Raw genomic sequence first — 15,759 nt, forward strand, 5'->3', positions numbered from 1 at the left:
ATCGGAGCCATGTGATTTGGCGGCTTCGCCGCTGCGCTTCCCGGGGGGCAAAGCCCGCTTCCCCGTTAAGCCTTTCTTGCCATCGCGGCCTTAGGGTACCCCTGAAGGCATAGAGCAACGTCCAGATGTCGCCCATCCTCACCGCCATCCTCGTGGCCAGCAATCTCGGGCTGATCTTTCTCTTGATGAGCGTGCCGCTTGGTTTGCGCACGGTCAGGCTCAGCCGCGTGGTGGCAATGGACCGGCAGCGCCTCTGGCAGGCACTGTGGCCGCTCGGGAGCGACGCCGGCTGGTCCGGCGAGATCCTTTCGGCCGAAGCGCTGGATGGGGAGGGAATGGCCCGCATCCTGCTGTCCTGGGAAGGCCGCGACGGCAAGCCGATCGAGCGCACGTCGCGGCTTGAGGACGTCGTCGAGGGCAGCCGCTTCTCGATGCGTGTCATCGAGGATACCGCGCTCGACGCCTCGTTCTGGGCGGACTATCGCGAAACCGTCGAACTGGTTCCTGAAGGCAGCGGTACGCGGGTGATGCTCGGCCGGACAGATCGCTACCGCGGCATCGCTTTCCTGGTGTTCCGTTACTTCGCCATGCGCCGCGAACTTGGCAAGCTGCAGCATTGGGCGAGAACGGGGCAGTACCGCAAGGGCGGCTGGTTCGAGCATCCGCTGAGCCAGCTCGGCTTCGCGGTATTGTCTGCATTGATCCTGTGGCCGTTCTTCGGCCTTCACCTCAGTGGGTTGGCGCTTTCCGCGATCCTGACGTCGGCGGTGGCCCTGCATGAGCTTGGCCACATGGCGGCATTCCGGCTGATGGGCCACCGCAAGGCGCGCATGATCTTCATTCCGCTGCTCGGCGGCATCGCCATTGGCGGCCGGCCCTACAACAGCCGTTTCGAAGTGGCTTTCGTGGCGCTGATGGGCGCTGGCTTTTCCGCCTTCCTGGTGCCCATCGTCATCGCCGCCAGTGTGCTTGCAGGCGCGGAGGGACACAAGGTCGTCTCAGCGCTGCTGGCGGCGCTGGCGGGTTGCGTGGCCCTATTCAACATCGCCAATCTGGTGCCGGTATGGAAATTCGACGGCGGCCAGGTGCTGCGCCAGATCTGCCCGGGACCTGTCGCGCTGGCGCTGGCCTCGTTCTTCCTGCTCTCGGCCTTCCTGGCACTTGGCCTGCAGGCCGGTTTCTCCTCCGGGTTTCTGCTGGCGGCGGGGGCGATCTTTTCGATCCTCAGCCTGCTTACCATGGGCAGCGGGGTAAAGCCGCGCCACGAGCTGGAGCCGATCCGCACGGCCGACCGTTTTGCCATCGCCGGTGGCTTGCTGGCGGTGTTCATCATCCATGGCTGCGGCGTTCTGTGGGCGTCCGCGCAACTGATCTGAACCGGGCTTCGGGCGGGACGTTCAACCGGCCTTGCGGGCTGCTTCGACAGGCAAGGCCGTGGCGGGACCGAACACGTCCTCGAAGGCGGATTTCAGGGAAAGATCAAGATCGGCCATGGTCACGGGAAGGCCGAGATCGACAAGGCTGGTGACACCGTGGTCCTGCACGCCGCAGGGCACGATGCCACCGAAATGGTCGAGATCGGGTTCGACATTGATGGCGATGCCGTGAAAGCTCACCCAGCGCCTGAGCCTGATGCCGATGGCGGCGATCTTGTCCTCGGCCGGCGAGCCGTCCGGCAGGGCAGGGCGATCGGGCCGCACCACCCAGACGCCGACGCGATCCTCGCGGCGCTCGCCGCGCACGTTGAACGCGGCGAGCGTGCCGATGATCCACTGTTCGAGCGCGGCAACGAAGGCGCGCACATCCTCGCGACGCCGCTTCAGGTCGAGCATGACATAGGCGACCCGCTGGCCCGGCCCATGATAGGTATATTCGCCGCCGCGTCCGGCCGCGAAGACCGGGAAGCGGCCGGCGTCGATCAGATCCTCGGCGCGGGCGCTGGTGCCCGCCGTGTAGAGCGGCGGATGTTCGACCAGCCAGACCATTTCGCCGGCGGCGCCGCTTCTGATCGCCTCGGCGCGCGCCTCCATGACGGTGAGCGCGTCGGGATAGGCGGTCAGGCCGGGCTCGATGCGCCACTCGACCGGCGCCGAACCGGGCAAGGGCAGGAACGACGTGGCGATCTGGCTGCGTTCTGGCATGGCGTATCTCTTTGTTGCTTTCCATATGGCGTCAAGCGGCGCAAACGTCCAGTTCCGGCCCTATATTCCAATCCTTTGCAACGTTATGCCGGACACCGGATATTATTGCTGCGCGCGCACTTGTTTCGCCGGAAACGATTTGCTACACGCCGCGAGCCGGTCGGTTCCGGCTCCTACCACGTGCGGTCGTGGCGGAATTGGTAGACGCGCAGCGTTGAGGTCGCTGTGGGGCAACCCGTGGAAGTTCGAGTCTTCTCGACCGCACCATTTTCTCTCCCAGAACCTGATTCGTGCCAGCCTCTGCCCTCGGGGCAGGGCGCATTTCGTTTGATATTCCCGCACGTTACGCCAGTTTCCTTTCTGAGCATTGGATTTTTCCAAAACCGGTTTCCACTTTCGGGGATCATGGTCTAGACCTGACAGGCACCTTTTCCGGGATTCTTGTTGCGGGAGGCGCTGGTGGAAGGCCAGGACAAGCAGACGACCTCCGCCAAGGCGGCCGACGAGCACCACGCCGACATCTACGGCGAGGACGGTGCCGTTCGTTCGTCTTTCCTTGCTGAGATCGGCGCTGCGATCGCCGACCGCGACACGCCCGCGCTCAAGCGCGAGGTCGACGACCTGCACCAGTCGGAGCTCGGCGACCTGATCGAGGCGTTGCATCCCGAACAGCGCCGCGCCCTGGTCGAGCTGCTCGGCTCCGATTTCGACTTTTCCGCGCTGACCGAGGTCGACGAGGCGATCCGCATGGAGATCGTCGATCACCTGCCCAACGCGCAGATCGCGCAGGCGGTGCAGGAACTCGATTCCGACGACGCCGTCTACATCCTCGAAGACCTTGAAAAGGAAGACCAGGACGAGATCCTGTCGCAGCTGCCGTTCACCGAGCGGATCAGGCTGCGCCGTTCGCTCGACTATCCCGAAGAGACCGCCGGGCGGCGCATGCAGACGGAATTCGTCGCGGTGCCTGCGTTCTGGACGATCGGCCAGACCATCGACTACATGCGCGAGGACAAGAACCTCCCCGATCGCTTCAGCCAGATCTTTGTCATCGACCCCAGCTTCAAGCTGCTCGGCGCCATCGATCTCGACCAGATCCTGCGCGCCAGGCGCGCGGTCAAGGTCGGGGAGGTCATGCACGAAACGCGCCACGCCATTCCGGCCACCATGGACCAGGAAGAGGCCGCGCGGGAATTCGAGCAATACGATCTCCTGTCGGCCGCCGTCGTCGACGAGAACGAGCGCCTGGTCGGCGTGCTGACCATCGACGACGTCGTCGACGTCATCCAGCAGGAAGCCGAAGAAGATCTGCTGCGCATGGGCGGCGTCGGCGACGAAGAGCTTTCCGACAGCATCTTCTCGACCTCGCGTTCGCGCGTTCCCTGGCTGCTGATCAATCTCCTGACCGCATTCCTGGCGGCGTCGGTGATCGGCCTGTTCGACCGCACGATCGAACATATCGTGGCGCTCGCCGTGCTGATGCCGATCGTGGCCGGCATGGGCGGCAATGCCGGCTCGCAGACCATGACCGTCACCGTGCGGGCGCTGGCGACCAGGGATCTCGACATCTACAATGCCGGCCGCATCATCCGCCGCGAGATGGGCGTCGGCTTCATCAACGGCATCGTCTTCGCCATCCTGATCGGCATCGTCGCGGCGGCCTGGTTCCGCGATCCCAATCTGGGCGGCATCATCGCGGCGGCGATGATCATCAACATGTTCGTCGCGGCACTGGCCGGAATCCTGATCCCGCTGCTGCTCGACCGCTTCAAGGTCGACCCCGCGGTCGCCTCGGCGGTCTTCGTCACCACGGTTACCGATGTCGTCGGCTTTTTTGCTTTCCTCGGCCTTGCAAGCTGGTGGTTCGGCGTCAGGTGAACGGCCTCAATTGACTTTTACGTAAATGCCATGCGAGGTTCATGGAACAGGGATCATTGGCCGATTCCGGCCAGATGGTCCGACCCGGGAACGGGTAGGGCTGCTTGGCCGGCAATCGCGTCGAACTCGGCTATGGGGTCACAATGCGGGAATATTATTCGATCACCGAACTGACCCGCGAATTCGACGTGTCGACGCGGACGCTGCGCTTCTACGAGGACGAGGGACTGGTGCAGCCGGTGCGGCGTGGCCGAACCCGGCTGTTTCGCCCGTCCGACCGCCACCTCATTCGCCAGATCATGCGGGGAAAGCGGCTCGGCTTCTCGATCAACGAGATCCGCGAAATCATCCAGATGTACAAGGAGCCGCCGGGCGAGGTCGGCCAGCTCAAGCTGATGATCAAGCGCATAGAGGAAAAGCGCGAGGATCTCAGGCAAAAGCGCCGCGACCTCGAGGAGACGCTGGCCGAGCTCGACCAGGCGGAAGAATCCTGCGTCGAGCGGTTGGTGGAACTCGGCGTCAACACCTGACGCTGCTCAAATCCAGCGTCGCACTCTTTTGGCGTAATCCCGGTATCTCTTGCCGAACTTCGCCGCCAGCACCTTTTCCTCGCGCTCGATGGCGACCTTCTGCGTGGCGAAGGCGGCGACGAAGGCAAGCGGAAGGAACCAGGCTATCCCCGAGACAAAGCCGACGCCGATCAACAGCAGCGTGTTGGCGAGGTACATCGGATTGCGGGTGATGCCGAAGGGGCCCGTCGTGACGAGGTGATCGGGCACCGCATTGGGATTGAGCGTCGTCCTGGCCCGGACCATGGTGCGGATGGCGGTGAACCAGAGTGCCGCGACAGCCAGCAGCGCCACCCAGCCGGCGGCGAAAAGGATGTCGCCCAGGAGATCGCCGATCCATGGCAGGGGATAGAGCATGCCGAGGACAATGCTGATGGCGATGGCGGCGATATAGATCAGCGGCGGCCACGGTATCACTCCCGGCTTCGGCTGGCTGTCGGTCATTGTGGCCCTCCCTCCGTCATCTTGTCGTCGGTCTGCGCCGTACAGGTGCTGGCAAGATCGCTGAGATGCTGCCGCCACTGCGCGGTCTGGTCGTTGTTGTAGAGCCGATCAAGCGTGGCCTCGCCTTCGAGCGTATCCAGCATACAGCCACAGTAGCTCGAACAGAACTTGCTGTCGCGCGACTGCTCGCACGATATCTGGCAGGTTTTCAGGAAGTTCACCTGCGGGGTTTCGACCTTGGCCGGCATGACTTGCGAGAACAGCCAGACGCTGCCGATCAGCAGCGGCTGGTGGATCAGGTAGAAGGCCAGGCTGTGCCGGCCGATGAAGACCAGGGGATTGGCCCAGCGGCCGGGCGCAAGGCCCGCCAGGCGCGCCCGCAGGCCCGAGGTGGAGGCGAACTTCGCCACCGCGATGCCTGCAAGCACGGCGCCGAACCATGGGAACAGCGGCACGTAGTCGTTGGAGCGCGGATTGATTGTGGAAAGACCGATCCACCACAGGAAGGGGTGGTCCAAAGCCTCGGAACGCAGATAGACGGGCGCCGCGACGACCAGCGCGGCAGCGGCAAGCGTCAGCAGGACCGGCAGGCGCAGGAACGCCAGGCCGAGCAGGCTGGCGAGCGCGATCTCGTGCAATATGCCGAAAAAGATGAAGCCGTCAGGCGTGGCGATGCGGGTGACGACCGAGATGGCGATAGCGGCTCCGGCGACCATGGCGAACCGCCGCCAGAAGCCGTTCCAGCGGATCTTTCTGCCATGGGCGAGATACAGGCTGACGCCGACCAGGAACAGGAAGGTCGAGGCGATGCAGCGCGCATAGAGCTTCCACCAGCCGAAGGCGGTGAGACCGGGATCGGTGTAGCCGAAGAACTCCAGGTCCCAGGTGAAATGATAGCTCGCCATGGCGAGGAGCGCGATGCCGCGCAAGATGTCGATAGCGACGATGCGCTTTGATTGCTCCGGAACAGGTGCGGTCGGCGTTTGGATAATCATGGTCTCGCGATCTGATTCAGCCCCGCTGGAGGATTATCACGGTTGCACCGGACAGAAGAAGGCCGGGCGCGTCGCCACCGCGTCAGGCGCTGCTTTAGGCCAGCGCCGGGAAGCCTTTGGCCGACTTCGCTTTTGCCGGCCGCGCGTCGGTTTCCTCTTATTGGGATGGCAATCGCCACGCCAGATTTGGTCGGTGATTCTGCTTTGAGGAAGCAATGTCCACCCATGTGCGTCATCCGATCTGGCTTCCCGCTCTCAAGGCTGCGGATGCGCGCACCTTCGCCTCGCTCTACGCCGTCGAATCCTTTGCCCGCGCCACGGTGTCGAGCGTCATCCCGATCCAGGCCTACGAAATCCTCCACAACGAGCAGATCGTCTCGATCCTCTACACTGTCGTGGCGCTGCTTGGGCTGTCGGTGACATTGTTCATGCCGATGCTGATCCGCCGCTTTGCCCGGCGCTGGGTCTATACCGCCGGCGCCTGCCTGCTCGCCATCGGCTCGCTGTTCTTCGTTACCCATACGCTTGCCGGACAATTGGCCGGCATGCTTTGCCGCGTCATGGGCGCCAGCGCGCTGTCGATCACGCTCAACCTCTACATCATGGACCACATCCGCAAGACCGACTTCATGCAGGCGGAATCGCTGCGCATGGCGTGGTCGATGTTCGCCTGGACGGGCGGGCCGACGCTTGGCATTTTTCTTTACACACGCTTCGGCATCTATGCCGCGCATGGCGCGGTGGCGGTATTCGCGACGGCCCTGCTGGCGCTGTTCTGGACCTATCGGCTGGGCGACAACCCGTCGATCCGCCCGGGCAAGACGCGCCCGGTCAATCCGCTCGCCAATATCGGCCGCTTCGTCGCGCAACCCAGATTGAGGCTCGCCTGGCTGATCGCCTTCGGCCGTTCCTGCTTCTGGACGACGTTCTTTGTCTATGGGCCGCTGTTCATGGTCATCACCGGCGAGGGCAAGCTGGCCGGCGGCCTGCTGGTTTCGGCCGGTAACGCGCTCTTGTTCATGGCTATCTTCTGGGGCAGAGCGGGCAAGCGCTTCGGCGGTCGGCGGACCATAACTTTTGCCTATTTCGCGATGTCGGCCATGTTGTTGGCGGCGGGCGCGGTCGGCGAGAGCGCACCGCTGCTCACCGGCGCTTTCCTGCTCTGCGGCGCGTTGTTTACCATCGCGCTCGACGCGCTGGGCTCGACCGCCTTCATGCGCTCGGTGCGGTCCTACGAGCGGTCGCAGATGGCTGCGGTCTACCGCACCTATCTCGATTTTTCCGAGCTGACGCCGCCGCTGGTCTATTCAGTGGTGCTGGCGTTCTTCGGGCTGGGCTCGGTGTTCGTCACGCTCGGCCTGCTGGCCGCGGTTTGCGGCTTCGTGACCTGGCGGTATCTGCCGAAGTCGCTGTGAGGATCAGGGCTGGGGTGAAAGCCCTGCGTGGCGCTCGCGCACCCAGTTGTGGAAGCGGTGCAATTCATATTCTTCGGGCATCAGCACGCCCGCTTTGTGGCGCATTGAGCGCCGTTGGCGATCCTTGGCCGGCACGCCGCATTCGCAATAGTTGCCGGCGGAATTTGGTTTGCCGGAGGCGGCGATTCTGCCTATAGTCGCCGATGTCGTCGGTTCCATTTTGGAGCCAAGAGGGAATGCGGTGCGGGCTGACTTGTCGCCCAACGCCGTGGCTGCCCCCGCAACTGTGTGCGGTAGTCCTCTCCATATGCCACTGAAGATTTTTTCTTCGGGAAGGTGGGGAAGGGCGCTGATCCGCGAGCCAGGAGACCTGCCGGCGACAGGAAACTGACTTCTATGCCCTCGGGTGGAGGGCGAAAGGACAAGACATGAATACCGCTTCCGTCTCGCTCGGCGCCTCCGTTTCCTCGCAGTCCCGCTTGATGCAGCTCGCTCTCGCTGGATTCCTCGGCCTTTTCGTGATGGGCTTCGTCGGCTTCTCGCATATCGATGCGGTCCACAATGCCGCCCACGATTATCGTCATTCGATGGCGTTTCCCTGCCACTGATAGGGATTTGACATCATGAACCTGTTTCGCAACGTCGTGTTTATCGCGGCGATCGCAGGGCTCGTGGCCGGCGTCGTTCTCGCCTGCATGCAGGCCTATGCCACCGTGCCGCTGATCCTGAAGGCGGAAGTCTACGAACAGGCCGGCGGCGGCCATCATCACGACCCTGCCGCGCCGGCTGCAACGGACACCAATGCCATAAGTTCCGCCGCCCCGGCGGGAAATGCCATGAGCACGGCCGCGCCTGCGGAAGCTGCTGCTCCGGCCGCGGAAGACGAAGGTTGGGCGCCTGCCGACGGTTTCGAACGTTTCGCCTTCAGCGTGCTTGCCAATATCGTCACCGGCATCGGCTTCGCGCTGATCCTGGTCGCGGTTTCCGAATTCGCCGGCGGCATCGGCAATTGGCGCCAGGGCGTGTTCTGGGGCCTGGCCGGCTTTGCCGTGTTCACGCTGGCGCCGGGCCTTGGCCTGCCGCCGGAACTGCCGGCCATGCCGGCGGCCGACCTCACCCAACGCCAGATCTGGTGGTGGGCAACTGTGGCGGCAACGGCGACCGGCCTTGGCCTGATCGCCTTCCGCAAGTCGCTGCCGCTGGCGATCCTCGCCGTGGCCTTGATGGTGGCGCCGCATATCGTCGGCGCGCCGCAGCCCGACAGCTACGAGACGGCGATCCCGGAGGGGCTGCACCACCAGTTCGTGGTGGCGGTGACGGTGACCAACCTGGTATTCTGGCTGGTGCTCGGCGCCGTCGCCGGCGTGGTGCGCGGCCGCTTCACCGGCGCCGCGACCAGCCTGCGCGACAGCTTTGCCTGATCGCGGCAAGCTGACCTTCATCATCGGCGGTGCGCGCTCCGGCAAGAGCGCGCATGCCGAAACGCTCATGACGGCGCTGCCCTCGCCATGGGCCTATATCGCCACCGCGCAAGCCTACGATGACGAGATGCGCGAACGCATCGCACTGCACCGCTCGCGTCGCGGCGAAGGCTGGACGACCATCGACGCGCCGCTCGATCTCGCAGGCGCGCTGGCGGCTTTGCCTGACAGTCAGCCGGTGCTGGTCGACTGCCTGACGCTGTGGCTGACCAACCATATGCTGGCCGAACATGATCTCGAGCTGGAATGCCGGCGGCTGACCGACGTGCTGTCGCGGCCGCGTGGGCCCTGGTTCGTGGTTTCAAACGAGGTCGGCCAAGGCATTGTGCCGGACAATGCACTGGCGCGCCGCTTTCGCGATGCCGCCGGCCGGCTCAACCAGCAGGTCGCCGCAGTCGCCGATACGGTGCTGCTGATGGTGGCGGGGCTGCCGCTCAAGGTGAAATGAGATGACCGATATCGACGAAAAGGACGAAGAACGCCACCGCGCCAAGATGGCCAAGCGCAAGGCGGTGCAGGACGCCGAGGTCGCTGCCAAGACGATCGAGAAGGGTCTGCTCATCGTCAATACCGGTCCGGGCAAAGGCAAGACGACAGCCGCCTTTGGCCTGGCGCTCAGAATGCTCGGCTATGGCAAGCGCGTCGGCGTCGTCCAGTTCATCAAGGGCAAATGGCATACGGGTGAGAAAGAGGCCTTCGCCGCCTTCGGCGACCGCGTCGTCTGGCACGCGATGGGCGAGGGTTTCACCTGGGAGACGCAGGACCTGAAGCGCGACATCGCCGCGGCCGAAGCCGCATGGGGCAAGGTGCTCGAGCTGATGGCCGATCCGTCGATCAGCCTGCTGGTGCTGGATGAGCTGAATATCGCGCTGCGCTACGATTATCTCGATCTCGACAGAGTGGTTGCGGCGCTGAAGGCGCGTCGTGAAGGCCTGCATGTCGTCGTAACCGGCCGCAATGCCAAGCCGGCGCTGGTCGAGGCCGCCGATCTCGTTACCGAGATGGGCGTGACCAAGCATCATTTCTCGGCGGGCGTGAAGGCACAGCAGGGGATTGAGTTTTGAGAGCTGTTGTCCCCTTTTTTGTGGATGAGCATTCAAGTCTGGTCGCCAAACGCTCCCAGGGGGCTCATTTCCTTTCCCTCCGGAGGGGGGAAAGGTGGCGCTGCGAAGCAGCGACGGATTGGGGGAAGGCGGTTATCGAACGCGCGGTCCGCAGACAGGCAGGGGCAACCCGGCGGGTGCGAGAAACGCGACTGCCGAGCTCGTCGACCCCCACTCCGTCTCGGCTCCGCCGAGCCACCTCTCCCCCGATCGACGGGGGAGAGGAAAGGCGCGAACCTGTTGCAGCCCGGCTCCCTTCCTCCCCTTCGTGAGAGAACTCACGAGGGGGTGAGATCATGCCAGAATGGCGATCGCCGAAACCACGCCGAACAGCGCAATCAACAAATAATCGGCCGTCCGATAGAGTTTCAGCGCCCGTCTTATGTCGGCACTGTCGGCTTCGCGCCGGCCGCCTTCGCCCATGAAAACGTCGTCGACCGGCACGCCGCCGTAGCTGCGCGGTCCGGCGAGCGCGAGGCCAAGCGCGCCGGCCATCGCGGCTTCGGGCCAGCCGGCATTGGGCGAGCGGTGTTTCCTGGCGTCGCGCAACACTGCGTTCCAGGCATTGCGGGGATCGGCGCCCTTGACCAGGAAAGCGGCCAGCACGATCAGCAGGGCCGTCAGCCGCGACGCCGGCAAGTTGACCAGGTCGTCGAAGCGTGCCGCCGCCCGGCCGAAGGCCACGTGGCGCGGCGTGCGGTGGCCGATCATCGAATCGGCGGTATTGACGGCCTTGTAGGCGGCGCCGCCGGCCAATCCGCCGACGCCGATCCAGAAAGCGGGGGCGACGATGCCGTCGGAAAAATTCTCGGCAAGGCTCTCGATCGCCGCGCGGCAGACGCCGGCCCTGTCGAGCGTTTCGGGATCGCGCCCCACGATCCGCGAGACGGCAACGCGGCCCATGGCGAGGCCACCGGTCTCGAGCGCGTCGGCGACGGCCTCGACATGTTCGTGGAGGCTCTTCTGCGACAGAAGCGAGGTTGCAAGAAGAGCGGCAAAGATGAATCCCAGGGGAATGAACCAGAGCAGGATCTGCACGCAGAGGCCAATCGCCGCCGGCACCAGCACGATGACCAGCAGCGCCTGGACACCCCGTTGGCGACGCAGCGCGTCGGAATCAGTGGCGCGGTTGAGCCGGTGGTCGAGAAAGGATATCAGCCTGCCGAACCACGTCACCGGATGACCGATGGCGCGGAACAGCCAGTCCGGGTAGCCCAGGACGAATTCAAAGGCCAATGACAGGAAAGCGATCAGGACTGACATGAAGCTTCTTGATGGGGCGGCGGTGGACCATGGTGGAAGTCTCGGCCGGGCGAGGGCGCTTTTCCCCAACGCCGTGCGGCCTTTCGTCGACCTCTCGACCGGTATCAATCCGCACTCCTACCCGCTTTTCGATTTGCCCGCCACCACCCTGTCGCGGCTGCCGGAAACCACGCGGGCGGGTGAACTGACAGAGATCGCGGCCGGCACCTATGGCGCGCCTTCGCCAGCCAACGTCGCGGCGGCACCGGGCACGCAGATCCTGTTGCCGCGCGTTGCATCGCTGGTAAGGCCCGGCAAGGCCTTCGTGCTGGGGCCGACCTATGCCGAACATGCGCGGGCAGCAGCGATCGCCGGGCACGCAGTGACCGAGATCGGCGACTTCGCGGCGCTGGCGCAAGCCGATCTTGCCGTCATCGTCAATCCCAACAACCCGGATGGGCGCGTCATCGAGCGCGACCAGCTGCTGGCGCTGGCCGCTGCAATGCGCGCCAAGGGCGGGCTGCTGGTCGTCGACGAGGCGTTCATGGATGTCGGTCCGCGCCAGCACAGCCTTGCCGGCGATGTCGGCCAGGGCGGCATCGTCGTGCTGCGCTCGTTCGGCAAGTTTTTCGGCCTGGCCGGCTTGCGGCTCGGCTTCGCGCTTTCCGATGTGTCCACGGTCGAACGGCTGGAGACTCAATTCGGACCATGGGCGGTTGCCGGACCGGCGCTGGAATACGGCATTCGCGCGCTTGCCGACATCGGCTGGCAAGACGCGATGCGGGCATCCCTGGCGGATGCATCGGCGCGGCTCGACAGGCTGTTCGGTCGCTTCGGCGTACCTGTCGCGGGCGGCACCACATTGTTCCGCTATCTCCAGCTGCCGGACGCCGCCGGTCTGTTTTCGGCGCTTGGCGAGCGCGGCATCCTGCTTCGGCATTTCGCCGACCGGCCGCATGCGCTGCGTGCCGGCCTGCCGGGGAGTCAGGAGGAATGGCAGCGGCTCGAATCCGCGCTTGCCGAATGGGCGGCGCGGCGCGAGGATCAATCGAGGGGTTGGAAACGATGATCCATGTTTGCTCGCTGGCGAAAATCGAGGAAATGGTGGCCAGGACCGGAGCCGAGCGAATGCTGTCGCTGCTCGCCGCCGGAACGGAGGTGGTCCGGCCGGTCTCGATCGCGAGGCAAAACCACCTGCATCTGGTCATGCACGACATAGCGGCGGCGCAGGACGGAATGACCATGCCGGGCGAGGAACATGTCCGTAATCTGCTCGATTTCGCGCACCGGTGGGATCGGGCAAGGCCGATGCTCGTGCATTGCTATGCCGGCATCAGCCGCTCGACGGCTTCCGCCTACATCATAGCCGCCGCACTTGCGCCCAAACGCGACGAGGCCGAACTGGCCCGGACCCTGCGCACGCTGTCGCCTTCGGCGACGCCCAATCCCCGGCTGATTGCGGTAGCCGACACGCTGCTCGGTCGCGACGGCCGCATGATCGCGGCAATCGAAGCGATCGGGCGCGGCGCCGACGCTTTCGAGGGCACGCCGTTCGAACTGAAGATCGATAGTTAGTCGCTCGACCCGGTGATTTTTGATCGACTTCAATTCGTCCGCCAGGCGCCAACCATCGTTCGTTCGGGCGGACTGATGCGACCGCTGGCGGTTAGCCGAAGCCTTCCCGCCTTCGTCAGAACGGCTCCGCTAATCTAATCTCAGAAGGGCGCGATGTGCCACCTGACGGTCAGAACATCTGTGGCAGGCAACTATGCTACTTCAGCCAGTCGGCAAGCTTCGCCTTGCGTACATCCCGCAGCAGGCTGATGAATCCGTCGGCCTGAAATTCGGCGGTCTGCCGGCCTTTTTCGGCCGTTGCGATGCTGGCGTCGCCAACCACGCCGTTGGGGTTGAGATCGCTGGCGATCCAGGCAAAGGCATGGGTGCCGGTGTGGCGCAGCAGCGAGAATTCCTTCTCGGCCTTGGCGACGTTGGAAACGAAATCGTCGGCCTTGCCCATGTCGACAAGGTCCGGCCGGAAATGCAGCATCAGCGACGTCTCCACATCGCCGCCATGGATGCCGTGACGGTCCTCGAGGTCGGTATACATGCCGGCCGGCCGGCCGAAGCGCTGCCAGCTGGTCTTCACGGCCAGCATCTTTTGGCGCACGCGCAATTCGCGCGTGACGATGCCCATGATCTCCTCGTTGCCGCCATGCGAATTGACGACGATCAGCTTGCGCACGCCGGCGCGCGCGATCGACAGGCCAAGCTCGGTCCAGGCTTCGACCAGCGTCGTTGCCGGTAAGGTAAGAGTACCCGGTGCGTGAAGATGCTCGTTCGACTTGCCCACCGCCTGGACCGGCAGGATGCGGATGTCGAGATCGTCGGGCAGGCGCGAAATGACCGTGTCGAGCATGCCGGTCATGATCGAGGTATCGGTCGAGACCGGCAGATGCGGCCCATGCTGCTCGATCGCCGCCACCGGCAGCACGGCGATCGTCGCATCCGGGTCGACCGAGGCGTATTCGGTGGTCCGGTAGTCGCCCCACCACACGCGTCTTTTTGGTTCGTTCATTTCGGGCCTCGACGGAACTGATCTTACGTCAGCGCTGCCCCTCACCCTTACCCTCTCCCCGTGAAGAACGGGGAGAGGGGGATCGCCAGCGTTGGAGCGCTTCCTTCTCCCCGTCCACTATACGGGGAGAAGGTGCCGGTCCACCCTCCGCAGCTGCTGCGGAGGACGGGCAGGCGGATGAGGGGCAGCACTAACCCTCGTATAAACTTAGCCTATTGCTCTGCCGAGTCGTAGCTCGTCGCTATCCTTCTCACCCAGCCGCGATCACCTCGACCTCGACCTTGAACTCCGGCCGGGCGAAACCGGAGACGATCATAAGCGTCGAGGCCGGCGCCGGGCTGGAAAACAGCCGGTCGCGGACATCCATGTAGGGCCGCAAATGTGCGCGATCGGTGACATAGGCGTTGATGCGAACGATGTCTCGAAGCCCCAGCCCGGCCTCGGCGAGGATCGCGGCGATGTTCTCGAAACAGAGCTCGGCCTGTGGGCCGGCATCCCCGGGTATCTGGTCATCCGCCGTGATGGCGACTTGGCCCGAGCACAGCACCAGCCGCTTGCCGGCAGGCACTTCGATGCCATGGCTGTAGCGGGCAAAGGGCGGCTTGATCGACTTCGGGACGAGAAACTTGAACATGGCAATCTCCGGTTTGGCGCCAGCCTAAGGCTGGATCGGTTGCACCCGCAAGATGCGGTGCATGTCGCCCGGGCGATTGTGGACAGGCGTCCAAAAAATAGGCACGATGCCTCTGGTGCAGCACGACCTTTCCGGCTTCGCAGATGGCTGTGGTGCAGGCGGGCGGTCCCGGCGCCAGAACGCCGGTGGCATGCGTCTTGCTTCTTGAATCTTTGGTGTCGAGCCCGGCGCGTGGCGCGCCGGAGCAAACAAAGGGTGGTGGTGTCGATGTACGGAAAACAGAAGATCTCGGTGGCTGTCGTGGCTCTGCTCGCGGCGAGCACGCTGGGTGCCGCGGCGAATGAAAAAGTCACCTTCGGCACCAACTGGTTGGCTGAGCCGGAGCATGGCGGCTATTACCAGGCCGTGGCGGACGGCACCTATGCCGCCTGCGGCCTCGACGTCACCATCATGCAGGGCGGCCCGCAGGTCAGCGGCCGGCCGTTGCTGCTGGCCGGCAAGATCGATTTCTACATGGGCGGCAATCTGCTGTCGGCCTTCGACGCCGTCCAGCAAGGCATTCCCATGCGCGTGGTGGCTGCCGATTTCCAGAAGGACCCACAGGTCATCATGTCCCATCCGGGCGAGGGGCTCGATAAATGGGAGGACCTGAAGAACGCCGAGCAATACATTCTGGGCGACGAGGGCGCGCAGACCTTCTTCCAGTGGATGGTCATCGAACTCGGCTTCGACGCCGCCAAGCGCGCGCCTTACACCTACAACACCGCTCCCTTCCTCGCCAACAAGAAGTCGATCCAGCAAGGCTACGTCACGTCGGAACCGTTCGCGGTCAAGAAGGAAGGCGGCTTCGTGCCGAACCAGTTCCTGCTGGCCGACTATGGCTGGGACACCTATTCGACCACGATCGAGGTGATGCAGGACACGATCGACAAGAAGCCGGAGGTGGTCCAGTGCTTCGTCGATGGCTCGGCCAAGGGCTGGTACAAATATCTCTACGGCGACAACAAGGCCGCCAACGACATGATCAAGAAAGACAATCCTGACATGAGCGACGAGCAGATCGCCTTCTCGATCGAGCAGATGAAGAAGTTTGGCCTTGCCGATTCCGGCGACACCGAAAAGCTCGGCATCGGCGCCATGACCGACGAACGGATCAAGAGCTTCTACGACAAGATGGTCAAGGCCAAGGTCACGCCTGAAGGCATTGACATCAAGAAGGCTTACACGCTGACGTTCATCAACAAGGGCGTTGGGCTGGACCTGAAGAAATAGGCCGGTCCCG

General features: G+C 64.2%; 17 protein-coding genes, 1 tRNA gene and 1 riboswitch. Of the genes, 12 read left to right on the top strand and 6 right to left on the bottom strand.

The window, feature by feature from the left end:
• The first annotated feature begins 125 nt into the window (after nucleotides 1-125).
• Nucleotides 126-1,376 (top strand): site-2 protease family protein, encoded by a 1,251-nt coding sequence (locus NKI49_RS13030; RefSeq protein ID WP_352597900.1) that lies wholly within the window; start codon nucleotides 126-128, stop codon nucleotides 1,374-1,376.
• 21 nt (nucleotides 1,377-1,397) lie between these two features.
• On the opposite strand, the gene lipB is transcribed toward NKI49_RS13030, so the two are convergent.
• Nucleotides 1,398-2,141: a lipoyl(octanoyl) transferase LipB gene (gene lipB, locus NKI49_RS13035; protein WP_352597901.1), complete on the bottom strand. Its 744-nt coding sequence runs from the start codon at nucleotides 2,139-2,141 to the stop codon at nucleotides 1,398-1,400.
• A gap of 182 nt (nucleotides 2,142-2,323) precedes the next feature.
• On the opposite strand from lipB, the gene NKI49_RS13040 reads away from it, so the two are divergent.
• From NKI49_RS13040 to NKI49_RS13050, 3 genes are all read left to right on the top strand, one after another.
• Nucleotides 2,324-2,408, top strand: a tRNA-Leu gene (locus NKI49_RS13040).
• A gap of 192 nt (nucleotides 2,409-2,600) precedes the next feature.
• Nucleotides 2,601-4,019 carry a magnesium transporter gene (gene mgtE / locus NKI49_RS13045; RefSeq protein WP_352597902.1) on the top strand — a complete coding sequence of 473 codons (1,419 nt, stop codon included), beginning with the start codon at nucleotides 2,601-2,603 and terminating at the stop codon, nucleotides 4,017-4,019.
• Nucleotides 4,020-4,162: 143 nt separating this feature from the next.
• A complete protein-coding gene (locus NKI49_RS13050) occupies nucleotides 4,163-4,549 on the top strand; it encodes a MerR family transcriptional regulator (protein WP_006203215.1) in 387 nt (128 codons plus the stop codon).
• A 6-nt stretch (nucleotides 4,550-4,555) separates the two neighbouring features.
• Here the strand turns inward: NKI49_RS13050 and NKI49_RS13055 are convergent, their stop codons facing one another.
• Together NKI49_RS13055 and NKI49_RS13060 are read right to left on the bottom strand one after the other, a co-directional pair.
• The gene (locus tag NKI49_RS13055; protein ID WP_352597903.1) at nucleotides 4,556-5,032 is read right to left on the bottom strand and encodes a methyltransferase family protein; all 477 of its coding nucleotides are present in this window, start codon (nucleotides 5,030-5,032) and stop codon (nucleotides 4,556-4,558) included.
• Nucleotides 5,029-6,027: a heparan-alpha-glucosaminide N-acetyltransferase gene (locus NKI49_RS13060; RefSeq protein WP_352597904.1), complete on the bottom strand. Its 999-nt coding sequence runs from the start codon at nucleotides 6,025-6,027 to the stop codon at nucleotides 5,029-5,031. The genes NKI49_RS13055 and NKI49_RS13060 overlap by 4 nt, the downstream gene beginning before the upstream one ends.
• Before the next feature lie 215 nt (nucleotides 6,028-6,242).
• Here NKI49_RS13060 and NKI49_RS13065 point away from each other — a divergent pair, with 215 nt between their 5' ends.
• The 5 genes from NKI49_RS13065 to cobO all read left to right on the top strand — a co-directional run bounded on the left by NKI49_RS13065 (nucleotide 6,243) and on the right by cobO (nucleotide 9,987).
• On the top strand, nucleotides 6,243-7,442 hold the full coding sequence (locus tag NKI49_RS13065) for an MFS transporter (protein WP_352597905.1): 1,200 nt from the start codon (nucleotides 6,243-6,245) through the stop codon (nucleotides 7,440-7,442).
• A gap of 193 nt (nucleotides 7,443-7,635) precedes the next feature.
• Nucleotides 7,636-7,834, top strand: a riboswitch (cobalamin riboswitch).
• A 36-nt stretch (nucleotides 7,835-7,870) separates the two neighbouring features.
• Nucleotides 7,871-8,050, top strand: a complete 180-nt coding sequence (locus NKI49_RS13070; RefSeq protein ID WP_027026005.1) for a CbtB domain-containing protein — start codon at nucleotides 7,871-7,873, stop codon at nucleotides 8,048-8,050.
• A 15-nt stretch (nucleotides 8,051-8,065) separates the two neighbouring features.
• Complete coding sequence (locus tag NKI49_RS13075; protein WP_352597906.1) at nucleotides 8,066-8,863, top strand: CbtA family protein; 798 nt, start codon at nucleotides 8,066-8,068, stop codon at nucleotides 8,861-8,863.
• Complete coding sequence (gene cobU, locus NKI49_RS13080) at nucleotides 8,856-9,371, top strand: bifunctional adenosylcobinamide kinase/adenosylcobinamide-phosphate guanylyltransferase (protein WP_352597907.1); 516 nt, start codon at nucleotides 8,856-8,858, stop codon at nucleotides 9,369-9,371. The genes NKI49_RS13075 and cobU overlap by 8 nt, the downstream gene beginning before the upstream one ends.
• Before the next feature lies 1 nt (nucleotide 9,372).
• A complete protein-coding gene (gene cobO / locus NKI49_RS13085; protein WP_352597908.1) occupies nucleotides 9,373-9,987 on the top strand; it encodes a cob(I)yrinic acid a,c-diamide adenosyltransferase in 615 nt (204 codons plus the stop codon).
• A gap of 333 nt (nucleotides 9,988-10,320) precedes the next feature.
• Here cobO and cbiB read toward each other — a convergent pair whose 3' ends face one another.
• The gene (cbiB, locus tag NKI49_RS13090) at nucleotides 10,321-11,289 is read right to left on the bottom strand and encodes an adenosylcobinamide-phosphate synthase CbiB (RefSeq protein WP_352597909.1); all 969 of its coding nucleotides are present in this window, start codon (nucleotides 11,287-11,289) and stop codon (nucleotides 10,321-10,323) included.
• Between cbiB and cobD the strand changes: the two genes are divergently transcribed.
• Together cobD and NKI49_RS13100 are read left to right on the top strand one after the other, a co-directional pair.
• Nucleotides 11,288-12,337 carry a threonine-phosphate decarboxylase CobD gene (gene cobD / locus NKI49_RS13095; RefSeq protein WP_352597910.1) on the top strand — a complete coding sequence of 350 codons (1,050 nt, stop codon included), beginning with the start codon at nucleotides 11,288-11,290 and terminating at the stop codon, nucleotides 12,335-12,337. The genes cbiB and cobD overlap by 2 nt on opposite strands.
• Complete coding sequence (locus NKI49_RS13100; protein ID WP_352597911.1) at nucleotides 12,334-12,843, top strand: tyrosine phosphatase family protein; 510 nt, start codon at nucleotides 12,334-12,336, stop codon at nucleotides 12,841-12,843. Before cobD ends, NKI49_RS13100 begins: the two co-directional genes overlap by 4 nt.
• A gap of 196 nt (nucleotides 12,844-13,039) precedes the next feature.
• Here NKI49_RS13100 and NKI49_RS13105 read toward each other — a convergent pair whose 3' ends face one another.
• Nucleotides 13,040-13,843: a creatininase family protein gene (locus NKI49_RS13105; protein ID WP_352597912.1), complete on the bottom strand. Its 804-nt coding sequence runs from the start codon at nucleotides 13,841-13,843 to the stop codon at nucleotides 13,040-13,042.
• Nucleotides 13,844-14,093: 250 nt separating this feature from the next.
• On the bottom strand, nucleotides 14,094-14,477 hold the full coding sequence (locus tag NKI49_RS13110) for a RidA family protein (protein WP_352597913.1): 384 nt from the start codon (nucleotides 14,475-14,477) through the stop codon (nucleotides 14,094-14,096).
• Between the two features lie 267 nt (nucleotides 14,478-14,744).
• Here NKI49_RS13110 and NKI49_RS13115 point away from each other — a divergent pair, with 267 nt between their 5' ends.
• On the top strand, nucleotides 14,745-15,749 hold the full coding sequence (locus NKI49_RS13115) for an ABC transporter substrate-binding protein (RefSeq protein WP_352597914.1): 1,005 nt from the start codon (nucleotides 14,745-14,747) through the stop codon (nucleotides 15,747-15,749).
• The last annotated feature ends 10 nt before the right edge of the window (nucleotides 15,750-15,759 follow it).

Origin of the sequence: Mesorhizobium sp. M0587 (assembly GCF_040320945.1) — a bacterium.
Lineage (GTDB): Bacteria > Pseudomonadota > Alphaproteobacteria > Rhizobiales > Rhizobiaceae > Mesorhizobium.